This window comes from Paenibacillus glacialis, assembly GCF_001637205.1.
Taxonomy (GTDB): Bacteria; Bacillota; Bacilli; order Paenibacillales; family Paenibacillaceae; genus Paenibacillus_AQ; species Paenibacillus_AQ glacialis.
Genome location: NZ_LVJH01000003.1, coordinates 19,283 through 44,844, shown reverse-complemented (window position 1 = coordinate 44,844; position 25,562 = coordinate 19,283). Strand labels below are relative to the sequence as shown.

The following is a 25,562-nucleotide window of genomic DNA, read 5'->3' as shown; positions in this document are numbered from 1 at the left end:
ACACACGCTCTCCCTACAACGTAGGCTTCTCGATCAGTCTGATCGATTGTGTGCCGACCATAATAACTTTACCAGCCAATGTGTCCATCATCATATCCGGTAAAATCACCGTAATCGAGTTCTTATAATCCGCTAGATTTAGAGTAGGCTTAGTAGGTGTTGGTGTCCCAGTTCCCGTTGTTCCGTCCACAGCGTTCGAAGTACCATCCGTCCCCGTATCATCGTCAGTCTTACCAACTTCCTTACTTGTCGGATCAGATTCCTTACCCGTTATTTCGCCTTCGGTGTCCTTACCCGCAGTCCCATCCTTCTTACTGGTATCTTCGGTTTCTTTACCCGCTACTTTATCTGTCTTACCTGTATCTTCAGATCCCTTACCAGCTACATCAACGTCCTTGCTCGTATCTCCAGATTCCTTACCTACTGTATCATCTTTCTTAGTAGCATCTGCACCGTCTAAGGTTGTCGCCCCTTCACCAGGTACATCGCTACTATCCGTCTTATCTTTACTCTTAACATCTGTATCAGGCGCTACCACTTCACACTTCACTTCAGGTTTGAGCCCTGTCAGAAACTCCGGTTCTTTACCATCCGTTGACCCAAGCGTAATATTGCTAGCATCGAAAGCCTTACAAGTGCCTGCGTCCCTCATTAGAAAGACCAGCTTACTACCCTCTACTTTACCCTCCGCTGATGTCATTGGTTCTGCATACACCACGATCTCATCCGTGATGACTTCAGGTGTTGCTACCACAGGAGGAGTCGGATTCTCTGCAACAATCTTCTCTGGTTCTTTATCGAATACGCCCATGGCTTGGAGTCCGAACAGGCCTCCGACTACGACTACAAGGAAGAATCCTGCAAACACGAAAGTGCGCATCAGTTGTCTACGATTACGACGAATGAACTTAACGAAAGGCGAAGATAGTTCTATCTCAACTTTGGCATACACGGGTTTAAGTTTAGGTTTGGCAGCGTGGAAATATTTCTTCACCAAATCTTTTTTCTTAAAGGCTTCTCTATCATGATTTTTAAAATAAGAGATAATAGCTGTAGCATACGCTGGAATAAGTCCTCGCTCTCCTGCGAACATCTGCTGTCCCGCAGACCATTGGATGAATTGATAGATCACTTCTTGGTCCTTGGCATGTCTCCGCACAAAGTTCAGCAGTCCAGAGTAATTGACTCCAGCTTGTCCACCTTGATAGAAAGCGAGCGCCAAATGGCTGAATTGCTCAGGCTCAATCTGATTCTGCAACCATTGACAACCCATCTGTTGTACACGATCTAACTCCATCGGGTTAAGTCCATTAAAGAGATTCTCGTCAGGGTGATCATCGCTAAACCAAGCATATGCCGCCAACATAACTGCTGCTTGTGATTTAATGCGAGCATCGAATTTAGCCGCCCATGTCTTCACTTCTTTTGGTTCTTTTAGAAACTTAATGTTTAATAACTGATCTTTCGTCAACTTATCCAAATCTAACTCCGTTAACAAAAAGAGGTTCGCCGCATAAGTAAGTTGATCCATAATCGCAAAATCATGCATCGTCACACCCGGACCTGGCTGCTTAATTTCCCAATCCCGCTCAAGCTTCACTTGTTGCTCCAATAGCGCGTTCACAGCACTTACCGGATCAGACTCCTTGCGGAGTTTCTCCAACAGTTGAGCCTTCGCCAAGTCTACAAAATAAGCATTGTGGGTCACACTCGGATGATTCTTACCCCATACCCCAACCAGTTGCATGACATCCTTAGCTTTAGGCGCCAAAGTAAATTTCTCTAGTATATATGGTTCAAAAAGTTGCTTCGCGAACCCACTACTCAAGACCATGTCGAAGAATGCTTTACTAAGTCTTGGATTACTCTCGATCACCTTATAAAAAGAGGAAACAACCTCTTTGCGTTTCGCAGATATCGCGTGGCTGATTGCTACCATGAGATAGGTAACAATTTTGCCCTCATTATTCTTACCGCAAATACTGTAGTAATCCTTGAAGACTTCCACGATCACAAGCTCTGGTATTTGTCCCTGCTTAATAAGATCAAATTCCTGATCAAACCGAGCGAGGAAAATATCATTCAACCGCACTTTACTCGATATGGCTTCGGGCGTCGTTATGTAATCCAATATGCCGCGCAGCACTGAGGTCTTATTGTCATCAAACAACGTTTCGTTGCCTTCTTCAATCTGATAAAAGACAGACAGATCGTTGTAGCTAGAAAGGGCTGTTCTACGCATCATATCCATATCCGCCAACATCTCTTCAGCGAATTGATAGAACCGCTCTGCTCGATCTGGGCGACCTAGATTACTCCAAGCGAAATCCAAGTAAGGCTGTTTCGAAGGATCAACATCTACATTCCCAACCCGCTTCGATACAAGATCAAAGGCAAAATCCTTCTCAACATTTCGGTCCCCTGGGCGAAGACTACCTCTCTCGACGAACATGACATGAATCCCTTTTTTACTCTGAGGCTCATTCGCATAGGTTAAGAACCCAAGTAGCTTACGGAAAGCATACGGCATACTACCATACAACACTTCGAGCAATTGCTTCGCATAGGCCGATATCTGTTCGGCAGGTACATCAAGCGCGATATATACCTTTTTCTTACCCGTAACTGCCGTCATCACCGCAAATAACAGTTGCTTGAACATCTTCTCATCCATATTCAGACTCGCCAGAACGCTAGCTGCATCTATTGGTCTTGTAACACCCTTGCTAGGCACTGCATTCAGCTCAGGTAGATCCACGCCTTGTTCAATATCATAAGTCTCAACGAAATCCGCATGAAGCCATGCAGCATAATTCGTAATCACTTCTTCAGAACGTTCTCTAGGAATGACATAATTATGTGTAAAAAAAGCACTCCGAAGTCCCGTGAAATCTGCCGATTGGTACACACTACGTCCAATGACTGTCTGATCGTTATCCGTATGATAGAGATGCAGCGCATCGGGATAGACCGCCGTATCCTTCTCACCACGTGCTAACAGTTCAGCCGGTGCATCGTATGCGCAGAACGGATGGAGCGTTTTTTTGATAAAAGAATGATCTAACCCCTTCGATCTTCCGATCGTATCGAAACCTTCCGTTGATCGAAAAATCCCGCGCCGCTCCCGTGTATATAGCTGCTGCTGAATGGGTTGGGGAGTCGTGTTCTCCACTATTCCTCGCTCCCCTCAATATACATTAGTTGATACAGTAGCCAAATGAACGGTTCATCCACCCGAATCGGGCTTGCAACGCCTTGTAACTTCTGGTCAACAGGATTACTCCCCAGTGCCGACACCGCGAAATAAGCTGTATTGGAGAAATACACATCCATCGTTCCTTTAAACGGTCGATCCACCTTCTCTATGAAATGGCGAATTTCCCCGTCGATATTCTCGAATTCAGTCAAGTTAAGCGATTTGCGATGCACCATATTGTTAAAAACATTACTATTCGACTTAATATATTCGCCCTCTTCGTCCTTCAACGAATGAAGCATGTCACTCTTCGTCAACACGACAGCGGTCGGTATATCTGTCTTCCCTTTATCTTCATAGGCAATGAAGTCACCGAACATCGTGAGTACCACATCACGTGGTTCATCATATTGGGACACCCATCCACCTTCAGAATCGCCATATTTAATCCGAATCTTCTCTCGGATCGAACGTATTTGTAGTGGATCGACCATGAAAAGAATGCCGGCTGAATTCTTGATATGCTGTCCATGCAGACCTAGATAATCCTGATCGACCATGCCTTCGCCCGCTACATCGAAGAACACAAGCGTAAGCGGTGGCTTACTCTCATCCTTAAATACGAACTGGAAAATAAACGGCTCTTGCATCTTCTCTTTCTGCGTAGAAGCTAGCAGATCGCCACGTTCGAACAACGGTTCTTCGTACATCGTACGGAACTTACGACTGATCTCTGCATTCAGTGGCATACAAGCCGCATCGAAATTGTCCGCTGTCGTATTTTGTAGCGTATGGATCAAAGCCGTCATATACACCGACTTCCCTACTTGAGATGCACCGACGATCGAGATGATGTTGCTCGGCACTTTACCAGAAGTAACTGGCAACTCATTATGGCATTTCGGGCATAATCTTCTGCGGGTAAGAACACCATAACGGTCGTTCAGCCCGATAAGCACGTTATCCGAATATATCCGATGTTCTTCTGGAATATCCGTAGGGTGGATGATCGCTTCAATGTCATCTACCGTATCAAGCCCGAATCGCTCACGGTATCTGTTCAGCTCATCATCTTCTCCCAGCGCATAGTTCTCATCATCTTCACGATGATGTGCGGCCCGGAACACGACATCTTCTGGCGTGAATTTCTCGAAACAGAACGGACACACAATATCATAGAACAGCGGTTTAGGTTCCGCCTGTGGTTTCTTTTTGAATATATCGAAAATCCCCATATGTTCTCCTCCTAAAAGTTTTACAAAGTAAAACTCGCCTCGTAAGCATAATCCAAGTTTACGAAAACTACTTGAAAACAATGCCGAAACATCACCGCTACGGGTACGGATTGTTCTTCGATCGCTGTTGCCGTTGGATTTCCTGATTATGTACCGCTCTTAGCGGTAGAAATCCGAGGTCAAGCATATGCTTTCGAAGTAGCTTTCCTACGGAAAACTTGTAGGCGAGCGCTACCGCTTCTACAGAACAATTCCGTTCCCTTCGCTGCGTCTCAGCATTAACCATTATTCTCAGCAAGCACTCTTTCTCAAAACTTACGTCGTCAATATCCTTTAAAGCCTTTACCTTCATGCTTCGCCAATTCCGGCACTTCGGTTACTTCACTACTTTGCTAACTCGTGTATAACTCCATTTACTTTGCCTACTTCTCTAACATTGGTAACTCGGCTCACTCCGGCATTAACTCATACAACTGGCCGTATGTAGGGCCGTCGGTAAAGAATATACGGACGAAGTCATTTTTGCCTACCTCGATTGCGGGTAGGATGGTTTGGCCCGGGTTGAAATGCTGCACGAATGGATACACGGTGCCATCTGACTTATTGGTTGGATTACTGCCGTGTTTCCTAACGTAGCATAGAACGTCTTTGGCAACGGGGACTTCTGTCGTCACCCTCATTTGGATCGTTTTATTTTTTTGAAACAGACCACGCTTCTGCTTAATGCCATATATAATCCGTGATTTGCCTGTGCTGATGATTTTACGGTTCTGCCCATCTTCCTGAAGAATGAGAACGGGTTCACCACCATCGTTCCAATAAGCAAACACCATATACATCCATCCACCAACACCCTGCATCCGTTCGTGATACCCATTGTTAGCCTTATACTCATCTCTCGTATACAACTTTAGGCTATCGATTGCTGGTTGCTCAAGCAGCGCTTGATCCGCTGGAGCGCGATGTATGTAGACTGCCTGAATTCCATCGGGCCAATGCCAACGTAGAATACAGCGATCTTCGTCCACTTGATGTACCAGCTCACGTATGACTGGCGTGTTTAAGTCCGCATGCATGTATTGCATACCTCACTCGCCCCCTGCGACTAAAATCCCTTACTACTGCCCTTTTTCCGTTCATATCCTTCTGTAATGACACCTGCATGCCCTGGTCTATGTCTACCTTCTTGCAATCGACCGTTTTCTTTGACCGGCACGATTAACGTGAAGAGTGCTATAATGCCCGCAATAATAAGACAAGCTAACAAGCGAATCATACTATCACTCATCGTGTGCCCTGTTAAACCAAATTCTAGCACTAACCCCGCAATTAACCCAGCTACGCTTCCACCAATGCCAAAGCTCCGTGCTAGATGGCGGTTATCGAACACTAGTCCAAGTGACAATCCGATCGCTGCTCCTATAGCCATGATTGCAATAACTCGAAACACCGAATAGTATGTGCTATCCTGCATCGGACCAGTTCGTTCTGTTAAGAGCGTACGATTTCCGATTCTGTCATATATCTGTTGAAATGCGAACGAAAGATTACTTACATTGTCTACATCGATAAACTGACCGTGTGTTCGATTGGCAATGTCATTGAGTAATCTCGAACCCTCTGAGTTGACCGAACTCATGCCAACCGCATTAATGATAATACCTTGCTGCTCGTATTCAGCTAAGATGCTATTCATATCTACTTCAGTAAAACCGTCAGAGAGAAGAATAACCATCGTCCCTCGTGAAATCTCTTTGTAATCGTTAATATGTTTCATTGATTCTTGAAGTGCACGAGCAATTTCCGTTCCACCATCTGTCGCCTTAAGCGTATCAATGGTGTTATATACCTGGGTTTTAGTTTCAGTATCTTTTAGCGCGATAAACGGCTGAATCAATTTAGCATCGTCACTGAACTCAACGACAGCTACTCGCTTATCGCTATCCATTTGTCCAATAAGACTTTTGGCCGCTTGATAACGTTCGTCCTTCGGATCCGTCTCCCGCATGCTCCCGGAATTATCGATTACGAGTACAATATCTTTTACAGGCTTAACCGAACCCACATTCAGCCCGTATAGTAGTTCAAGTATTATTCCTACCATGAATAACATAACTAACGATGCAGGAACAAGTAACTTCCATGACGTTCCTACATAACGTTGTCTCCATGAAGGACCATTCAATCGTGGATCGATCATTTCGGCAATGAGGCACATGAGAACAATACATAACGCAACGACCCCAATATATAAGCCCACCACCACAATACTCGGTAATTCTCCGTATAGGCGACTCAATAGTACTTCTCCTATTACACAACCAATGGCACCACCAATAACGCTGAACAACAGCATCAGTAGATTTACTTTGCGTTGCATCTTTAAACATCCCTTCTAAAATGGATTAACGTACGTCTTATTAGCGAAGCTCGGACAATAGGCTAGGATCTAGACCGTGGAATTCATACCCATTCTGTAGGTACGTCTCATAATACATTTTACCATTCCGATAATACATGAGGTCTTCGATATGGAATCCACCCATTAAATTCAACTTCTCTACGCCGCTACTTCGTTTCTCATGAACATAACCCAGTTTGTAGATACGTGATGTCTCGTCTGCACCAAGAGAGTAGCGAATGAATTCGCTCTCTGCGTCCCCGAAGAAGTATTTCTCCTCATAGCGATGTTCCTGCGTGTAATCCAATAACCGCACGTTAATCGCCGCATGCTCTTCCAAAGTTCGATACAATTTCTTGAATAAATCATCCTTCGATAATACTTGTTTGTTACTATAATCTATCGTTACATTGGCACGGCGTAGTAATTCCTCTTCGAACGTCTGAGCAAATGGCTCTGCTGTAAGGATATTGTTGCGGCAGATGTGAACCAGTTTCTCGACTAAATGAACCACTCCAGCATCTAAAAGCTCCGTCACGCTCCCCAGGTATCGTTCCTCGAAGAAGACGGACGTGCCTCGTTTCGCCTCAATGTCACGTACAACATCCTCAGTCACGACTTCATAATATTCCATAATATTTTGCCCGATGTAATCGTCTGCTGTACGAATACTTTCAAGAGCCGCATCACGTAGCGTCCCTTCTAATCTCTCCATCTGTTCCACTTGTTGTCTATAATGTTTATGCATGTGGTTTAGCTCGGCTTCCACTCGCTGATGAAGTTTAAGTTCCGTCTCAAGTTGTAGAATGTGGCGCTTTCTTCGATACACCGTATCGAGTAAATACCTGATAAAACTGCGTAGGTTATGCTTATCCATCAAAGGAAGACGCGAGAAAGATTGTTCCTCTACAATGCTAAGGTAACATTGCGCAAGCTCAGCTTTGGCTGATTCTAGTTCGTTCGAAGTTTCACGAATGGTACTTCGTAAATCGCTCATCACACTTCCCGATTGATCTAACTCATCGCTCCACTCTGCGACTTGGAAGAACCCAATCTCCGGACGATCAAGCATCTGCTTCTTGACGGCTAGAGACAATTCATCGCCTATCTTAACATGGTCTAACCGCGCTTGAATTTCCCTTACATAATTATCTCGGAAATAAATCTCGCAACCCTCACCATAGAGTTCATGCTCTGCTTCTTGAAGCGACAAACGTTTCAATGCATTGAAGCTCGTCTGATGCATCATAATACCCGTCATCTCTTCAATCTTATCTTCATCTGGCATCATCGCCTTCACCCGATTGGAGATCGCTTGTGGATCAATACCGAAGAAAGCCAGTTTCCCTTTATTGGTTAACTGTACGCCTGTCTTCATGCGAGTAATCATCTGTCGATAGAAGTGGTACAGTACCGTCAGCGCAATCGACTGATTGGGCCGTTTTACTTTGGAGAAACCCGCAGATACGAACCCTTCCCGACCCGATTCTGACTTGATGTTACTTTTAAAAGACATGTTATTGTAGTTCCGATTGCTCGATTGCTGCTGAACATCTTTCCGCTTACGGTTCTTCAGTAGATTAACGTGGCAAATAATCTCGTAGTTGTCCTGCATATTATCATACAAAGAAATCCCACGTTCATTCTTATCCGACAATAAATATGCCAGTTCAAAGAGTGGAGACGGGGCATGAGTTACAGGAATCGATATGCCGTCCTCCGTCACATGAAGATTCGCCGTGAACGTATAATCGCTCTGTTGCATATGTTCTAGCTCACGAAGAAACGCAACCCCAACAGAATGACTATATCCAAAGGCTTCTACTTCCTTCTCACTGATTAACCCATACAAATCCATCTGCACAGACTTAAAAGACTGGCTAAAGATGGATTTGGCTAGGAGTGATATTTCCGGTAAGAAGACATTAAGCGGGTCATCGACCCGCGTAATGAAAGTAAGATGGATTCGGTCGAAGGAGGAGTACATTCTTCCGAAATCGGATATGTTATGACTAACCTGCCGTAGAGCCCGATTCAGCTCGAATAGATGGCGTTCATTCTCATAAAAGCTAGTATAAAGATCTTTACGCAAGCTCTTGGCACCACTTGTTGTTGTACTTGTAGCTGTACCTGTACTTGCACCTGTACTTGCACCTGTGCTTGTATTTCCACTCGCCTCTGTCGGACGTGGTAGTTCGAACCGATGAAGACGGGGATGAGTCACCTTACCATCACGATTAGATCCCGTATGAGATCCAGAATGATTGGATGTGCGATTCGTTAAATAGTCACTCGAAGGGTTCAGGGGATTGTCATTCCCTCCCCCGCCTTCAGAAGCCACGTGAACGTACATCACACCGGCGCTATTGTCCCATTTCTTATCATGAATCCCCATGATCGGTTCAATCGCATCTGACACTTTATCACCAATGAATACAAACACAGCAGGATAATGAATGCTACTCTGGTCGTCATCTCTTCCATCGAGCTTCTCTTCCGCAATGGCATATTCCGTGGCGAACTTTTCCAGTAGTTCCTTCATGATTATTTCAACTTTCTACGAATATCGTTTAATTTAGACAACATCTGCTTGTAGAATTGATACGTTTCTTCTCCATTCGCCAGTTCAATCTTCTCATATTCCAATTGATCTCGACCATTCAGAAACGTTTCATACAACTCATCTAGCTTCGCTACTAGTGATGTGATGTCTTCTGATGCTGTTAGTTCCGTACCACGACGTGCTGATTTACGTAGCAATGTGCTCTTACTCTTCTCCTCTAGTCCAAGGAAATGCCCGAACACCTCGAACTCCACATAATTCTGACTCTTCATCAGGTTAGCGAAAGGTTCCCACGATTCTTCCTCAGGGTCGCGATCATAGACATAGAGCGCACCTTTTTTCGTAATCGTCTCCGTGTATAGCGCTTCAATAAATTGATCAAACCATTTCTCTTCGACTTGGTGCTGGTCGAGCAATAGTTCGAATTCAGTAGCTTTGGCACTAATTTTATCGTACTTAGCTAATTCTTCTCGAACACGTGTAATTAATTCAGGTGAGCGAATCAAGTTCTCTTTGGCCATGTCTTCAGAAATACTACCGAAGATATCCTTGTTAGATACTTTCTCAAGTCCCTGTGACAGAAGGCGTTTCAACTCGTTCAACGCACGCTTCACTTCTCCAAGATTCGGCTTAGGTGAATCCAACTGTAGATCGTATCCACGAAGGTATTCGGCCAGACTGAAAGGCTGCGTCATCACAACAGTAAATCGGTTACTTGTATTCTGATCGATGTCTTTCTCCATGATAACCTTCAAAGACAATGCCTTAACGAATTCATTACGAACACGAGCATTATAGGACTGAACACGTGTGTTCATATACGTCTCGCCCCAAGATCTCTCTGGAATTGGCGAAGGTAGATACGTCCAGTTCGCTTTGTCTGTCTGTACCAAGTGGCGCCCGATACCCTCTTTATCTAGAATGGTTCGTTCATAACTTTCTTCATAGACTTTAAGTGGCGTGTAGACGAACAACGGCACACCATTCTTTGTATTCAACCAGAAAATACGGTTCTTCACTTGACTCTCTTTTATAGTGAAATGGGACTTCCCAACGGAATTGTCCTGATAGTTACGAATTCCTTTGAGAATGCTCGGCGCCCCAACAGGGACGGACACAAATCCCCAAGAAGGGAAATATAAGTTGCCAGAACTATTACTTAAATGGAATACAGGTACGGCTTCCTCATCTAGCTTACTTGCGATATTACGTTCAACAAATTTCTCGATAGATTCTTCATGGCCGAATTTCATGATCAAGAAGTCTTCCATCGACTGCGTGATCAAATCGCCGAATTTATCTCCAAGGAATTCTGAAATAGAGCTTACAATATCTACTTCTTGTTCCCTCACCCATTGATTCGAATGATTCAGAAGTTCGAGTGTAAAGTCACGAATGAGATCATCCACGTCCTTACTTTCCATCATTTTTCCAATGACTTTCGAAATGTCTGGCACACTCACAAGATTCCAATAGTATGTTTTATTACCTTTATGATCAGACTGTTCGTCACCCTCAATCAGGATTTCACCATTCTTCTCAAAAATAGCATTCAATGCGTTCAAAATTTCTGTATATACGTTATAAATGCGTGTATTCTCATTGTTCAAGAGTTCATGAAGATCTTCATAGAACTCAATCATCTGCTCTGTACGTTCCACATCAGCTTGCAGCCAGTATTCATTAATCTTAGCTTCGATATAAATGTTCTTCTTCTTATCTTTAGAGACGAATGCGCTCTTGGCATCTCCAAGTCTCTCATTAGCTTGCTCTCTTGCTGCTTCAATATCGCGTGGGATACGGTGTAAGTTCTCACGAAGTGTCTCGATATAGGAGAGTAGCATTTTGAGCAAACTGAATCCTTTTTCTGTATAAATAAGGCGTGATACAAAGAATGGTCCTTGTTCAGGATGAAGGAATATACGACGGATCTGCTCCGTGAACTGTCCTACAATCTCACCTGGCAACTGCTTCTTCGCTTTAATGTACTCTTCTCGAGCACGTGCCAAGAAATTCTGTTCAAGCTCCGTATCCATACTAATAACCTGATTCTTCACCACATTGCTATAGCTTAAACGCTCACTATTCTCAAATCCTGGTAGTGGCTCTGGCACACGAGATTCAAAGGTCTTCACCATTGTGTCTAGATCAATCCCCAGCTTACGGGCAAAGGTCTCGACTTCATCCTGACTTGGAGCCTTCTCGAACATCTTCTCCATTTTGCCAAATAACCGGAATGCCAAGTACGTCGTCATCTCTTCAATCGGTAACACAGCGGATGAAGCACCGATAATATTATAATCATAGTTAGCTGGATACATCTTGTTCATCTGTGCGATATTCGTACTAATATTGCTTATATAGTCATGAATAGCGAATTCTTCGCCTGAAGCTTTCTCTTCACTGGCCATGAAGTTCGTAATGTTCTCAGCTGTTACGTTCATACAGTAGTCGTAGGCATTCTCCAGTAACTTGCCTTCGGTATTCGTTGCCGAGATCAGATGACATAGGTTAAACGGTGGAAGTGGTGAGTTTACCGTCAAAATATTCCCATACCGTTGTTGGAATCGTTCACCTCGACTATCTACATTCATCCAATAATCAAGTTCTTTAAGTGCGGCATAACCATTTTTCTTAATATATTCACGCGTATGTTCACTCAGGCTCTTGTTGGATAAGTTAATATCCGGTGTAAACAAATACCCGAGTGTGTTCACACGGTCAACCCCCGCCGAACCATGGTCGCGCTCAATAATACCTCGTACAATGTACGCGATATCCAAGAAACAACCGCTTCCTGTACCCCCAGCTAATCCCGTAAGCATGAACACCATAAGTTTCTTGTTGGTGCCGACAGACAACGTCTTAATCTTCTTGTCGATGGCCTGTACGACTTGATTGATCTTCGTGAATAACAGTAATCGACCTGCTTGGCGAACCCCAGCAGCCCCATTCATCCCATCCGTAATACTCATCTCAGGTGATAACCAATCGGTAATATACGGTTCAAGCACACTACGATTCTGTAGCAGTCCACCGATCTCCGCGTTGGAGAGCAATACAAATTCATTGATAGGATCGAGTCCTACACCTTTGTACTTCTTACCACGGTCCTGTTCATTCGTCTCAAAAGCTAGAAACTCCACATTATCCGGTTTATCACGTTTCTTCTTGGACAACGGATCTTCTGGTAGCTTAAATCTGCGATTAATCTGATATTTCAGCCGTAGTAACGCATCAATCCCCGTACCCCCAAGTCCAATAATAAGGATCGGATTATCTATCGTATCTACGCGAATCTTATCGCTAACAATCCCTCCGCCTAATGAAACATCTAATTGTTGAATATGTTCTCTAACTACTGGTTTCATTGTTGTTCCTCCTAAAAGTTTTACGAAGTAAAACTAGCTTCGTAAGCATTATCTTAGTTTTACGAAGTAAAGCTAACTTCGTAAGCATTATCTTAGCTTTACAAAGTAAAGCTAACTTCGTAAGCATTATCTTGATTTCACGAAGCAGCACTCGGCTTCGTAAGCATTCTTTATTTTTATGCTAAAAACTTACTATATCTAGGCTCAAAACCTTTTAATACTTGCAGAAAACACTGGATCGCGCAGAAGCAGCGAAGATGGCGGAATTGTCGTGAAGAAGCGATAGCGTTCGCCTTTGCCCTCTGATTTCTACCGCTGTAGGCGGTATATAATCAGGAAATCGGAGGGCAACAGCGATCGGAAGGACAATCCGCTATCGTAGCGGTCATGCGCAAGCCTACTGTTCGTAGCTCTATTAAACAGTTTTAGCCTATATTCACACTAGGTACTCTAACATGATCGTCTTATCTACACTTTGTAAGGAAAGCGTGATACGATCTTCGCCTTTTATTTCGAATCCGTTGCTAGCATCAATGACGCGCCCTGACTTCTCGATATTCACCGTTGACCCATTCTTTATCATGATTCGGTCATTCTTACTCGGTACGAAGAGGATCTTCTCCGTTTCCTTCAGTTCAGGTGCCAGTTGTAATAGCTGATGAAGGGTGATCTTGCCTTTAAATCCATTCAACTTCTTATATTGTGGATACGTCTTCTCGCCCGTATTCTCATCTCGAATTTCAATGACCATCTGTCCGACGAAGCCTTTATTAGCCTTTTTATATGCCGATAAAATGAAGTATGCTGCTGCAAGGACCGCAGCAAATGCGATCACACCACCCACTACCAGTAGAACAGGGAAGGACTCCTTCTTCTCATCCGTTACGGGTGTTGTTGGCTTACTTGGCGTTGGATTTGCACTGGCTCCACCGGGCTTGGCACTAATCTTCACGACATCAGTCTCCCGATAAAGACTGCTATCCTCTGCTATAACTGTGAGCTCATAATCATGTTTATCAGCGACCTTATAGGTACCTGTGAAGCGATCACCTGGATTAGAGAGTGGTACTTCTTTCGTATCGCCACTATCCAAATCTTTCACAACTAGCTTAGCATTCATGTTCTGATAAAGTGTACTATTTTGTAACTTTTGTCCATTACTTGTTAAATAAGAGACAATATCGATCTTGTCACCCTTCTTATACGTACTACTTGGAAGAGGATCCATCGTAAGTTCTATATCATAGTTAAACACTAGATTAATATCGATCTTATCCTTGGCTACACCTTTCACTTGAAGCTTCCAGTCCCCCTTGGTTGGGGTTATCAGCTTTAGTAAAGAGTAGCTTTTAGATTTGGAGTAAAGAATATCTTTTGCAGGAATGGACTTGCTTGCGCCTGATGGGTCCGTTAATTTGACCTCTACTGGCTGAGCTGACATGATAGAGATGTTGGCTTCCAGCACATTTGCGTTAGGTACATTAATCGTAACCTCTTGGAAGCTTCCATTCCCAGTCATAGACTGGATAGGTACAATCTTAAGTTTCAGATGACTCGCGAATATTTCACTTAATATTTGTGGCAGATCATCGGCTGTATTTGTCGAGAATGCTTTACCACCCGTTTTCTGAGAAATCTCGGCTAATGCATCTTTATTTAATTTCCCGTCCGCATTCAGTCCAATGGTATATACCGGAATACCTTTTTTATTCGCATCCGCGATGGCTTGATCTAGCTCTTGTGCTGATTCCTTTTCTGTTCGACCCGTCGCCTCATTCAGATCATTATTTCCATCAGCTAACAACACGATCATCGGTTCGTGCGTGGGATCAGATCCCTGTTCCAATACCTTTACAGCTTCCCTTATCCCTACAGCGCTATCGGTATATGGTCCCCGATCTAGCTGATCAATGAACTTCTTCAAATCTTCCTTATCCGCAGCTGATTGAATCTCAAGCAGTGCTTTCTCTCGCTGGATCTGGTCCGTATACGAGATGATTCCGACCTTGTCTCCTTTGACAGATAACATATCAATGAACATTTTCATCGCTTCGTTACCGATCTTATTAGGATCGCTTTTCTTCATGGAATTACTTGCATCCACGACTAACATGGCATCAATCTGTGAAGACTGTTGTGCAGCTGCGACTTCCTGTATGCTGAATACGTAAGAACATGGAAGTAACAATAATGATATAACCACCAGTATACGGAGTGTGAGTTGGTTTCTTCGAAGCATAGTTGTACCCCTTTATTATGAGATGAATTACGAATGTGAAGGCTCATCTATTCCACTCTAGGTGAAAAGTCTTAAGATCCTCTTAGTAAATCCTTAAGATATATTAAAATAATATCCAATACGCTAATGGATGATGTCCCTACATAGATTGAACTAAAGTTTGCACTCACCAATTCAATCATTTCAAAAGTAGATCATGAATTGGGGTTTCGTCTTTGGTTCAATCTATGTACATAAGCTAAATTCTACCATTAGTATGACATTATGATATAATTAAACCTTTAAAACTTCAATGTATCAATGAAAAATGCCTCTTATTCAACCAAGAAAGGAATCTGATATGATTACATACGTTTGTTTAGGAATTTTGATTCTTTTTGTTGCTGTCAAATCGGCTGTTTATATGAAACACCGTAAGTACACCCCTTCTTCCGATGACCTTGATCTTACACTGTTATCCCTAATCAATCCAAAGAGTGAACGCCATGACTAAAAAAAGAGCTGTTACTTTTAAACCCTATAATAAGACGCGTTATGCCTATGAAAAGTTGAGGGTATGCCGTCATTGCCAGCAATTCACTGTACTTTGGGAAGATGAATGTAGCCAATGTGGTAAGTCTACACTTGTTCCTGTTCGTCAACGTGTAACCTCTAAAGTTAAACGCACGATGCTAAATGAACGACTAATTGCATTATTCATTGGCTTAGTTGCAATTTATTTCGGTCAGACCTTCCTACAAATGATTCTTAGCGCCGCAGCTGCCATCTTACTTATCGCATTACTGTGGTTCGTTCAAAGAAAAATGCTCCCTTTTGAAGTTCCCTTAGAAATGGAGACTCTATTCGAACAAGAACAGCCACGAATCATCGAAGACATCAAGCGCAATCGAAAACTTGCCGTAGCTGCATTGAAGGACGACGAGCTCCTTACATATGAAATGCTGCGAGAGATCGCCACACTTGTTCAGAATGACAAAATCCGTCTACAACAGGTGGTACTTCTTCAATCTTTTGTACTGCGTAAAGATATGGATTTAGCAATAGAACCTCTGCTTATTGACAGCTTCGATACGGATCTAGCAGCCTACATCGGTGAAGTTGCTAAGGTTCAGCGTGAACTCATCAAGAACAGCTCAATCCGTTATATTCTGGCCTATGAAGCTCATATACTAGAAATGGAGCATGGAATTGAAATTCTGTCGAGTGTGGCCGCCGCAGCTATTCGATTGAAGAAGTATGTGGAGGCTTACCCAGAGTTCATCCGACGTTATGCACGCAACATTCCCAAAGACCGCTTCTTGCGATTATATAGAATGATTCAACAGCATCCAGATGCCTATTGGGGCAATTTAGCGGAAGAAGTGGCTATCATTCGTCGTGAGCAATATGAATGGGATTCCGATTTTCAATAAGAAAGTTAAAGAGGCTATAAGACTATGACGATAATAAGAATGATAACCCTGCGAAATATTTTAATATGTTGTTGTGCAGCCATGTTGATTCTCATTGGTATGAAAGGTTATAACATCCAACAGAAGATTTCTACGGTAACCGAGGCCGATCGCCTGTATGCTCTTAAAGACTTAATTGAAGCGGAATCCTGGTATGACAAAGCTCAGCGCAACCATTCAATTCACTATAAGGAAGAGCAGATTTCTTCCCGATTACAGGAGTTGGCACCGATCACTAAGATCAATACACAACTTCGTGAGATTGATGACCAAGCTGAGAATGCTTACTCTGATCAGGATTTTAAACAACTCATGACGGTGTATCGTAGCTTACAAGACGTTCGAAGTATTTATATGACGGGAAAGAGTCCTTATGAACCCTATTATCGCCAGTTATCTGCTAAATATGAAATTTCTGAGGACTTCACACGCTATTTCAAACAATTTAAAACGCTCTTTATAGAGCAAATGGAGCATAATCTAGATAACAACCAATATGCTGATGAGTCTTTCAAATGGAACTTATTAATCATACCCGATATATTCTTTGGAGATGGGAAACAGAAGAGATCTGAACTCTATGTGAAATTCACTACCTATGATAACCGCAAAATGGCCCGAATGGCTGCAAATGGTGAGTTTCAAGCTCTTTTAGATCAATCCGCAGCGATGTTCAAACTGTATAAGGACAACAATGTTCAAGCGAAGTGGATTACGGATCAGGCCGAAACACTCGTGAGAACATTCTTAGAGAATGACGCTGAGAAAGATAGTTATTCTATATTCGCGACTCATGCTAAGAGCTACATGGACTTTGTCCGTACGGTATCTTTCAAGTCATCTGTTAAGACTTACATTGAGAAACAAATAAGTACCTGGATGAAGACTGCTAAGAGAAATGTCTCTAAGGCCGAGTTCGAGAAAGCTTTTGCCATATACGACGGAATTAAAGAATACAAGGATACGAGCCTCGAAGTGAAGGAAGCCAAGCTCGCATGGAACATTCATGATCCGATCCGTATCCTGCAAAATGGTGACCCCACACGTGTATTCAATCATGTAAGTAGTGGAAATAAACGTTACGGGGCATTAGTATACGTGGTTGCGACGGATGCTCAGAATGTCATTTATTTCGGAACAATAGACAGCGAGAACAATGTACAAGTGCTGACAAATACGGACTTTCAACAAGGTGGATCAATTCAGGAACTTTCCATTGAGAATTCACTTAGTACCAAGGAGCACCCAGTGATCCTTATTAAAGGTGATTCTACAACACGAAGTGCTCTTTATACAGCCGTCGAAGTACAATCGAATGCTATGATCACCCTGTTCCAACTGAATGCAGATGGATTCCAAGTAGATTCAAGCGGCATTCTGATGATGACCAATCCCGACACCGCAGAAGGTGCAGGGCAAGTAGCCATGTACGAACGTACTGGAGATAGCTATCAATTTGTTGGCGTACAACGAGATTTCATTGATATTGCTGTGGAAGACCTCCTCTCGCACCCTGATGAAAAGGTGAGGTTCATTACGACCATCATTCAACCAGGATACAATGAGGCCTTTGCCGTGATGGGAACCAGCTACGTGAAACTCACAGGCACCTTCAACTTCTATGAGGGCAACGTTACCTTGACTGGCAAGCTCAGAGGGTACGAAGACACCTACATTCAGGATCAGTTGACGTCCATACCGGTATTCGAAGTAGAGAATATAGAGTGACGACCGACACTCAGATATCATCCTGTGAAGAAACACAAAACAAGAGTGGGCATCTGTAATTAACAGATGCCCACTCTTGTTTTAAAATATAAGAAAGTAAAAGTTTCACTTGATACGTTACTAGAACTATTCTACAACAACCATTACCTTCGTTTTCTTACCGCCATAACTAATGGTGATCGTTGCTTTCCCTTTTCCGGTAGCTTTGATCTTACCATCTTTTACGGTAGCTGCTAGGATCTTCGATGAAGTCCATAACGCTGCTTTTGATACGTTATCTTCGCTTCCGTCAACGTATGTCGCTGTTGCAGTAATCTGAACCTCTTCCTTAACTTTCAATTTCAGACTAACTTCATCCGTCTGTAAATACTTCAACATATCTACTTCTACAGGAATACTTAGCGTTTTACCTGCATATTTAACGGTAATTTTTGTTTTACCATATGCTACAGCAGATACATTCCCTTTATTCACAGTCGCTATTTTATAACTGGACGTTTTCCATTCCGCCGAATTCGTGACATCGATGGCTGTTCCGTCACTGAATGTAGCCGTAACTTTAACCTGCTGCTCTTTCGGTCCCTTAGATCCAGTTTTCAATTCAACATGCTGATGTGTAGCTTCTAGGCTCTGGATCAAGTCCACTTCTACCGAGACAGTCACTTTTTGACCACCATATTCAGCAGTAATTGTCGCTTTACCCTTCGTATACCCTGTTACTTTACCGTCTGTCACACCCGCAACGGATGGATTACTTGACTTCCAAGTCACATCTTCTGCCAAGATGACCTCGTTACCACCAGATGAACTTTTAGCCTTAAGTACGATATCCTTACTCTTTCCTATCTTTCCGTCCGCATCAGCTACAGAGCTCAGCACAATAAGTTGAGAATCTGCCTCAAGCACGCTTACCAATCCAACGCTTACTTTCATCGTGTATTTCGTCTTATTATACAATGCAGTAATCGTAGCTGTTCCCTTAGCAACTCCTGTGATTACTCCGTCGCTATTTACTTCAGCAACTTTCTCATCACTCGTGCTCCATTCTGCTTTGCTTGTCAGATTAACATTTTTCGTAGCATCTGTAATGTCATACACCGCATTAAGAATAGCTGTATATGAACTGTCTACTTTGATATCAGCCGTTTTGGCATTCAAAGATATTGAGATAGGAACATCTACACTAACCTTCGTCTTCACTGTAATTCCACCATAAGTAGCACTAACGATAGCTTCACCCATTTTATAAGCGGAAATCTTACCCTTCGATACAAAGACGATAGCCTCGTCGCTCGAACTCCATACAGCCTTGTCAGCCACATTTATTTTACCAACTATATCAGCGTAAGAAGCATTAAGCTCCAATTGCTGATCCTTGCCCACATTCATTCCTACCTTTTCTACGAGGTCAAGGTGGCGTGCAACATCAACATCAACTTTAACCGTTACACTCTTGTCCCCATATTTCGCAGTAATCGTTGCTGATCCAGAACCTTCAGCAGAGATTGTTCCTTTGTTAACATAAGCGACTGCTGTATTACTAGAAGTCCATGTCGCAAGCTCCGTAACATTAACGGGATCCTTTTTATCTGGATATATAGCTTCTAGTTTGAGAACTTCCGTTGATTTACCTTTATCTGTATCCAGAAGGCTTAAATATACCTCTTGTTTGCTAACTACCAATTTACGAGTCGTATCAACATCAACCTCAAGGGTTATTTTCTCTGTTCCATAACTAGCTGTTATTGTTGCTGTTCCGGCGCCGTAAGCAGTAATCGTACCTTTAAGTACATCTGCAACCTTCTTGTTACTCGTTGTCCACACGGCATCATTGGTTACATCTTTCGGTATATCAGTCGCGTTCCCATCGGGATACGTAGCTGTTAATGTTACGGCTTTTGATTCTTTTAACAATAAAGACAATTGATTCACATCTAGATCAAGTCGTGACACAATTTCCACATTCACTTCCACAGTAACGACCTGTTTGCCGTAATTGGCTGTAATCGTAGCTGTTCCGGCGCTAAGGGCCGTAACTTTACCATTTAATACAGTCGCAACTTTCTCATTACTAGAGGACCAAGCTGCTTTAACCGTAACGTTCTCAGGGGTGGAATTATCAGTATAATGTGCTGTTAAGATAACATCTACAGAACCACCCTTCCGAAGGTCAAGACTTCCATTTTCGGTCTTAGTCGTTAAGTTCTTCACTTGTTTGGTGACAATAATTTTGAGTTCTTCATTCTTATTCCCGTAATTTGCAATTACAGTAACAGTACCTTCTTTTTTAGCTGTTATCTTACCGTTATATATCGTTGCAACAGTGTCATCTGGATTCGTCCATTTCGTTAATTCCGTTACATCTTTCTTCGTACCGTCACTGTGTAGAGCGGTTACAGTCATTGTAGCTTGTGACCCATTCTCAACAGATATTTCATTCTTAGAAAGAATAAGTTTCTCCAATACTACTGTCGTCTCAGCTGCCCAAGACGTCCCCGCACTAGCCAAACTCACAATTAGGATTAATGTCATAATGAAAGACTTTTTGAATCTAATAAACAATGTTAATTCCCTCCAGTTCTAATTTTAAATTAGTATAGTTACTTCAAATATCGGTAAATGAAGACAAAAACATTAGGTTTTCGAGCATTTACATGATTGTCTTTAATAATTTTGATACTACGATCCTATTCCCCTCTACTAAATTCCATTATCTTCATTTTAGGATGAAGTCGTTTATCCAGCCTACATAATATTTAAATACATAATACGTAATAAATAATACTCTTCCATAATAAATTCTATCATTGGGGGGATTGTAAAATGAAAAAATGGTATACATTGTCAATTGTTACATTGATGTTGTTGGGTATTGTGGGGTGTAGCTCGAATGATGGCATTAAGTTTGCAACAGATGCTACATATGCTCCGATGGAGTACATGGATAAGGAGGAGATTACCGGCTTCGATATTGATTTCTTAAGCGAAGTAATGAAAGAGGCAGGCATTAAGTATGATATTAAAAATATCGGATGGGATACGATGCTTGAGAGTGTAAAACAAGGCAAGGAGTATAAAGGAGGCATCTCTAGCGTATCAATTACAGACGAGCGTAAAGAAACATATGACTTCTCAGCGCCATACTTTGAATCTACTAATATGATTATGGTACGAGAGGACAGCCCTGTTAAGAACGCACTTGACCTTAAGGGCTTGAAGGTTGCCGTGCAAGGTGCTACAACAGCCGATACTCTGATGTCTGGCATTATGGGAGCTACAAATTCAGATTTAAAAAGATTTGATAGCAATACACTCGCACTATTGGATCTATCCAAAGGTGGTGCAGATGCCGTAGTAGCCGACATAGCCATTATCCGAGAGTACATTAAAAATAATCCAAATAATAAGTTAGTAGGCATCTTAGATCCAACGAACTTTGACTCTGAATATTATGGCATCATTTTCCCTAAAGGTAGTGATCTTAAAGCCAAAGTGGATCCTGCTATTAAAAAAGTAATCGAGAACGGAAAATATGCGGAAATTTATAAGAAGTGGTTCGGTGAGGCGCCTGATACAACTAATTTATTAAAATTACAATAAATCCAACGATAAGCGTGCGTAACGCTCATCGCTTACGCATGCTTACCTCAGAAGAAAGGATGCGTCTTATGGATTTCAGACTGGATATTATTATTGATTACCTACCACTTATCCTAAAAGGGGCAATGCTTACGATTGGCATCTCCCTTCTGTCCATCATCCTTGGATCTATCCTTGGGTTAGTCATTGGTTTTGGAAAAATGTCCTCCAAGATGATCGTACGCTGGCCCATGAGTGCATACATTAATTTCTTCCGTGGTACGCCATTGTATGTTCAAATATTAATGGTTCACTTCGGTCTGATTCCGTTGGTTCTAGGACGAACGGACCCTATCACTGCGGCCATTATCGCGCTTTCCCTTAACTCAGCAGCCTATACGGCAGAAATATTTAGAGCGGGCATTCAGTCCATGAGTGCAGGTCAGTTGGAAGCAGCCTATTCCCTTGGCATGTCGCATAGACAAGCCATGCAATTCATCATCTTACCGCAAGCAATCAAACGTATGATTCCCGCCTTTGGTAATGAATTTATCGTTCTGGTCAAAGACTCCTCATTAGTAGCCATTATCGCTGCCCCAGAGATTATGTATTGGAGTAATGGCATGAGCGGCCAATATTCCCGAATATGGGAGCCCTACCTCTTCGCATCTCTCATCTATTTCATCCTTACCTATTCACTAAGTAAGCTTCTAAATGTGTTAGAAAGGAAGTTAGCCTAACTATGGATCCTATGATAGAAGTAATCGATTTAAATAAATCATTCGGTTCTCAGACCGTTCTTAAGCAGATTAATCTGAAAGTGTACAACCAAGAAGTTGTCGTTATTATCGGACCCTCCGGATCAGGTAAATCAACGTTTCTTCGTTGCTTGAACTTATTGGAACAACCGCAAGGTGGTACTATTCTGATCGAAGGTCAGTCTTTAATGGATCCAAACATCAAAATCTCAAATATTCGTGCCGAGGTAGGCTTGGTGTTTCAGCAATTCAACCTTTTTCCTCATATGAAAGTCATTGATAACATTACAATCGCACCTATTCAAGTACGTAAATGGCCTGTAGAGAAAGCACGAAGTAAAGCCGTAGAACTGCTTGCCAAAGTAGGTCTATCAGAAAAAGCAGACGTATACCCCGATTCTCTATCTGGTGGTCAGGCCCAACGGGTCGCCATTGCACGAGCACTTGCTATGGAGCCCAAGATCATGTTATTCGACGAACCTACCTCCGCGCTCGATCCAGAAATGGTCGGAGAAGTGCTCGCCGTAATGAAGGATTTAGCTAAAGAAGGAATGACTATGGTCATCGTCACACATGAGATGGATTTCGCACGGGAGGTGGGAGATCGTGTCTTGTTCATGGAACAAGGAATTATCGTCGAAGAGGGTACACCAGAGGAGATATTCGAACGTCCGATCCACGAACGAACGAAATCCTTTTTATCAAGTAGAAACGGCTACGCCTTCCTTCTACAAGGAAGGCACCCGTTTTAGCGGAAATATAAGGAATAGAGTATCAAGTGAAACTTATACTTTCTTATATTTCAAGAAGAGACGGATACCCCTCCCTTTGGAGGAATAAGGAGTAGAGTATCACGCTTGCTTATATTGTAAGGAGTAACGGCTTTACCTCCCCTTATTAAGGAAGGTATCCGTTGTATTTAAGAAGAATAAGGTTGGGCTATTCTTGAATCGCACGTTTAGCCAAGATCTGAAGGACCACATCGTCCATTGGAGGGTTATGAAGCCCAGCACGTACATCACGGTACATTCTCTCCAAGGGTAGGTTACGCGAAAGACTCGACGCTCCAACGATTCGCATGGCTTTATCTACGATACGGATGGCATGATTCGTTGCAATGTATTTAGCAAGACCAAGATCCGGCTTCAGCGCGACTCTGCCAGCGGGATCACGATCCCAACGGTCAGCTACGGAATAGAGGAGCGTACGTGCTGTAATCAGATCAGCTTCCATCTCTCCGATCTGTTGCTGAATTCTTGGAAGTTCTGCAATAGGTCCGGGCAGACTGTTCGGTTTATAGTTCTTAGCGAAATCTACTGCGAAATTGCGAGCAGCATAAGCGATGCCGATATAACAAGCAGGGATATGCATAAGCGACCCTCCGCCATCATCCGTCACTTGCTGTTGTTTCGCTATAATGGACAAGCTGATCACCTCTTCATCAGGGACGAATACATGATCAAGAGTAACGTCATGGCTACCTGTAGCGCGCATACCTAACGTATCCCAAGTCTCTTCCAAGCTAAATCCGGGACCTTTACGCACAAGAAACTCCCCTACCTCATCATTACCCTCGATCCCTGCTGAGATCGTAAAATGTTCAACAATCGGGCTTAACGTACTGTACGTTTTGCGTCCACTAATGGACCAACCACCCTCTACTTTAACCGCTGTAGTCTGGGGTTTGCCACCACGAGTCGGGCTTCCAGTTGCCTGTTCGCTGGCGAAATGATTAATGATCGCTCCGTCCTTAACCACTTCCTGACTGAACCGTGAGAACAATTCTTCTGACCAACGATTTGTATATCGTAGATTTAGAATAAGAGCCATATGCCACCCCACAGCTAAAGCCGTAGAACCGTCTCCACGCGCAATTCTTTCCTGTGCTAGTAACATTTCATATAGAGATAACTCTTCCCCACCGTATTTCTTCGGTACCGTTAGTTTCAGATAACCTGAATCTCGTAAGTCTGCAAAATTATCAAAGGGAAATGAGCCCTCTCGATCATGTTTCGATGCACGTTTTGCGAACTTTATAGCTAATTGATCCGCGAGTAAGGCTATGCCAGCCTCTCTTTCGTTACGTATACAATGATCTGACGAGTATGGTTGTGTCATGGATTTAGCCCTCCTCATACTATTTCTTTACGGTTCTACGCTTAAGTGATTTATACGAACATCTTGGACACAAGCTAATCTTACTTTGGCGACGCTTCTGATTGTAGTATATCTTTCAAATCGCTTAGCGAATTCCAAATGTAATCAGGTTGGACGTCACTAGCTTCCGCTTCTTCCCTACTTACAGATCCAGTCAATACAAGTGTCGTTCTCATACCGGCATTCTTCCCGAGTCCTATATCGGATACCAGACTATCACCAATGATCATACAACGTTCAGCTGGAAGACCCATGACTTCAAGTGCCGCTTCTGCCATTAAAATGGAAGGTTTACCGATCACAACCTCCACCTTCTGATCGGTCGTAGACTCTAGTGCACCAATCATGCCTGCAACATCAATGGAATCTCCTTCATCGCCTGGGAAAGTCTTATCCGCATTCGTAGCGATCATCCGTGCACCATGCCTTACGGCTCTAAATGCCTCATTGAGTTCTTTATAGGTAAGGGTCTCGTGTAGCGTAATAACCAGCCAATCGGCTTCCTCAGGTTTCTCTGCTAATGTAAGCCCAGCAAGGACTAGCTCATCTCGCAATCCTTGTTCACCCAATACCCATACCTGAGCGCCTTCATCATGGTTTCTTAAATAGGTAGCCGTTACAGTGGAAGTCAGCAGAATTTCTTCTTCCTGAACATCAATACCCATTCCGATCAATTTATCATGGCACATATGTCTCGATATGTTGCCACGGTTGCTCAAGAATACTACGCGTTTACCGATGGACTTTACATAAGCAATGCTATCCATTACCCCCTCGATAGCCTGTTGTCCTTTATATACCGTTCCATCTAGATCTATAACGTACCCATCGATGTTCTCTAACATTGTATCTATCTCCACCTCGTATTCTAATCTTTGTCAGCT

At 42.9% G+C, this 25,562-nt stretch carries 17 protein-coding genes; 6 read left to right on the top strand and 11 right to left on the bottom strand.

Annotation, left to right across the window (positions count from 1 at the left end):
- Positions 1–13: 13 nt before the first annotated feature.
- From PGLA_RS03020 to PGLA_RS02985, 8 genes are all read right to left on the bottom strand, one after another.
- On the bottom strand, positions 14–3,172 hold the full coding sequence (locus tag PGLA_RS03020) for a GAP1-N2 domain-containing protein (protein ID WP_068528494.1): 3,159 nt from the start codon (positions 3,170–3,172) through the stop codon (positions 14–16).
- Positions 3,172–4,431 carry a hypothetical protein gene (locus PGLA_RS03015; protein WP_068528491.1) on the bottom strand — a complete coding sequence of 420 codons (1,260 nt, stop codon included), beginning with the start codon at positions 4,429–4,431 and terminating at the stop codon, positions 3,172–3,174. Before PGLA_RS03015 ends, PGLA_RS03020 begins: the two co-directional genes overlap by 1 nt.
- Before the next feature lie 97 nt (positions 4,432–4,528).
- Positions 4,529–4,783 (bottom strand): hypothetical protein, encoded by a 255-nt coding sequence (locus tag PGLA_RS03010; RefSeq protein ID WP_068528487.1) that lies wholly within the window; start codon positions 4,781–4,783, stop codon positions 4,529–4,531.
- Positions 4,784–4,880: 97 nt separating this feature from the next.
- Complete coding sequence (locus PGLA_RS03005) at positions 4,881–5,516, bottom strand: beta-mannanase (protein WP_068528484.1); 636 nt, start codon at positions 5,514–5,516, stop codon at positions 4,881–4,883.
- 20 nt (positions 5,517–5,536) lie between these two features.
- Entirely contained in the window at positions 5,537–6,811 is a 1,275-nt protein-coding gene (locus PGLA_RS03000; protein ID WP_068528481.1) for a vWA domain-containing protein, read from the bottom strand.
- 40 nt (positions 6,812–6,851) lie between these two features.
- Positions 6,852–9,374, bottom strand: coding sequence for a transcription initiation factor TFIID (locus tag PGLA_RS02995; RefSeq protein WP_068528480.1), 2,523 nt, complete (start codon positions 9,372–9,374; stop codon positions 6,852–6,854).
- A 2-nt stretch (positions 9,375–9,376) separates the two neighbouring features.
- The gene (locus PGLA_RS02990) at positions 9,377–12,766 is read right to left on the bottom strand and encodes a tubulin-like doman-containing protein (RefSeq protein WP_068528478.1); all 3,390 of its coding nucleotides are present in this window, start codon (positions 12,764–12,766) and stop codon (positions 9,377–9,379) included.
- Between the two features lie 436 nt (positions 12,767–13,202).
- A complete protein-coding gene (locus tag PGLA_RS02985; RefSeq protein WP_068528475.1) occupies positions 13,203–15,005 on the bottom strand; it encodes a vWA domain-containing protein in 1,803 nt (600 codons plus the stop codon).
- A gap of 340 nt (positions 15,006–15,345) precedes the next feature.
- Here PGLA_RS02985 and PGLA_RS28475 point away from each other — a divergent pair, with 340 nt between their 5' ends.
- The 3 genes from PGLA_RS28475 to PGLA_RS02975 are packed head-to-tail and all read left to right on the top strand — an operon-like array spanning position 15,346 to position 18,184.
- On the top strand, positions 15,346–15,498 hold the full coding sequence (locus PGLA_RS28475; RefSeq protein WP_211269490.1) for a hypothetical protein: 153 nt from the start codon (positions 15,346–15,348) through the stop codon (positions 15,496–15,498).
- Entirely contained in the window at positions 15,491–16,417 is a 927-nt protein-coding gene (locus tag PGLA_RS02980; RefSeq protein ID WP_068528470.1) for a hypothetical protein, read from the top strand. Before PGLA_RS28475 ends, PGLA_RS02980 begins: the two co-directional genes overlap by 8 nt.
- A 24-nt stretch (positions 16,418–16,441) precedes the next feature.
- Positions 16,442–18,184 (top strand): hypothetical protein, encoded by a 1,743-nt coding sequence (locus PGLA_RS02975; protein WP_068528467.1) that lies wholly within the window; start codon positions 16,442–16,444, stop codon positions 18,182–18,184.
- A gap of 126 nt (positions 18,185–18,310) precedes the next feature.
- Here PGLA_RS02975 and PGLA_RS02970 read toward each other — a convergent pair whose 3' ends face one another.
- Positions 18,311–20,746 (bottom strand): Ig-like domain-containing protein, encoded by a 2,436-nt coding sequence (locus tag PGLA_RS02970; RefSeq protein WP_245699677.1) that lies wholly within the window; start codon positions 20,744–20,746, stop codon positions 18,311–18,313.
- 261 nt (positions 20,747–21,007) lie between these two features.
- Here PGLA_RS02970 and PGLA_RS02965 point away from each other — a divergent pair, with 261 nt between their 5' ends.
- From PGLA_RS02965 to PGLA_RS02955, 3 genes are all read left to right on the top strand, one after another.
- Positions 21,008–21,784: a basic amino acid ABC transporter substrate-binding protein gene (locus PGLA_RS02965; protein WP_068528465.1), complete on the top strand. Its 777-nt coding sequence runs from the start codon at positions 21,008–21,010 to the stop codon at positions 21,782–21,784.
- A gap of 68 nt (positions 21,785–21,852) precedes the next feature.
- Entirely contained in the window at positions 21,853–22,503 is a 651-nt protein-coding gene (locus PGLA_RS02960; protein ID WP_068528462.1) for an amino acid ABC transporter permease, read from the top strand.
- Between the two features lie 11 nt (positions 22,504–22,514).
- Positions 22,515–23,273, top strand: coding sequence for an amino acid ABC transporter ATP-binding protein (locus PGLA_RS02955; protein WP_068529335.1), 759 nt, complete (start codon positions 22,515–22,517; stop codon positions 23,271–23,273).
- A 187-nt stretch (positions 23,274–23,460) separates the two neighbouring features.
- Here the strand turns inward: PGLA_RS02955 and PGLA_RS02950 are convergent, their stop codons facing one another.
- Both PGLA_RS02950 and PGLA_RS02945 read right to left on the bottom strand, forming a co-directional pair.
- Positions 23,461–24,639 carry an acyl-CoA dehydrogenase family protein gene (locus PGLA_RS02950; protein WP_068528459.1) on the bottom strand — a complete coding sequence of 393 codons (1,179 nt, stop codon included), beginning with the start codon at positions 24,637–24,639 and terminating at the stop codon, positions 23,461–23,463.
- Between the two features lie 80 nt (positions 24,640–24,719).
- Complete coding sequence (locus tag PGLA_RS02945) at positions 24,720–25,523, bottom strand: HAD-IIA family hydrolase (protein ID WP_068528457.1); 804 nt, start codon at positions 25,521–25,523, stop codon at positions 24,720–24,722.
- Positions 25,524–25,562 lie beyond the last annotated feature (39 nt).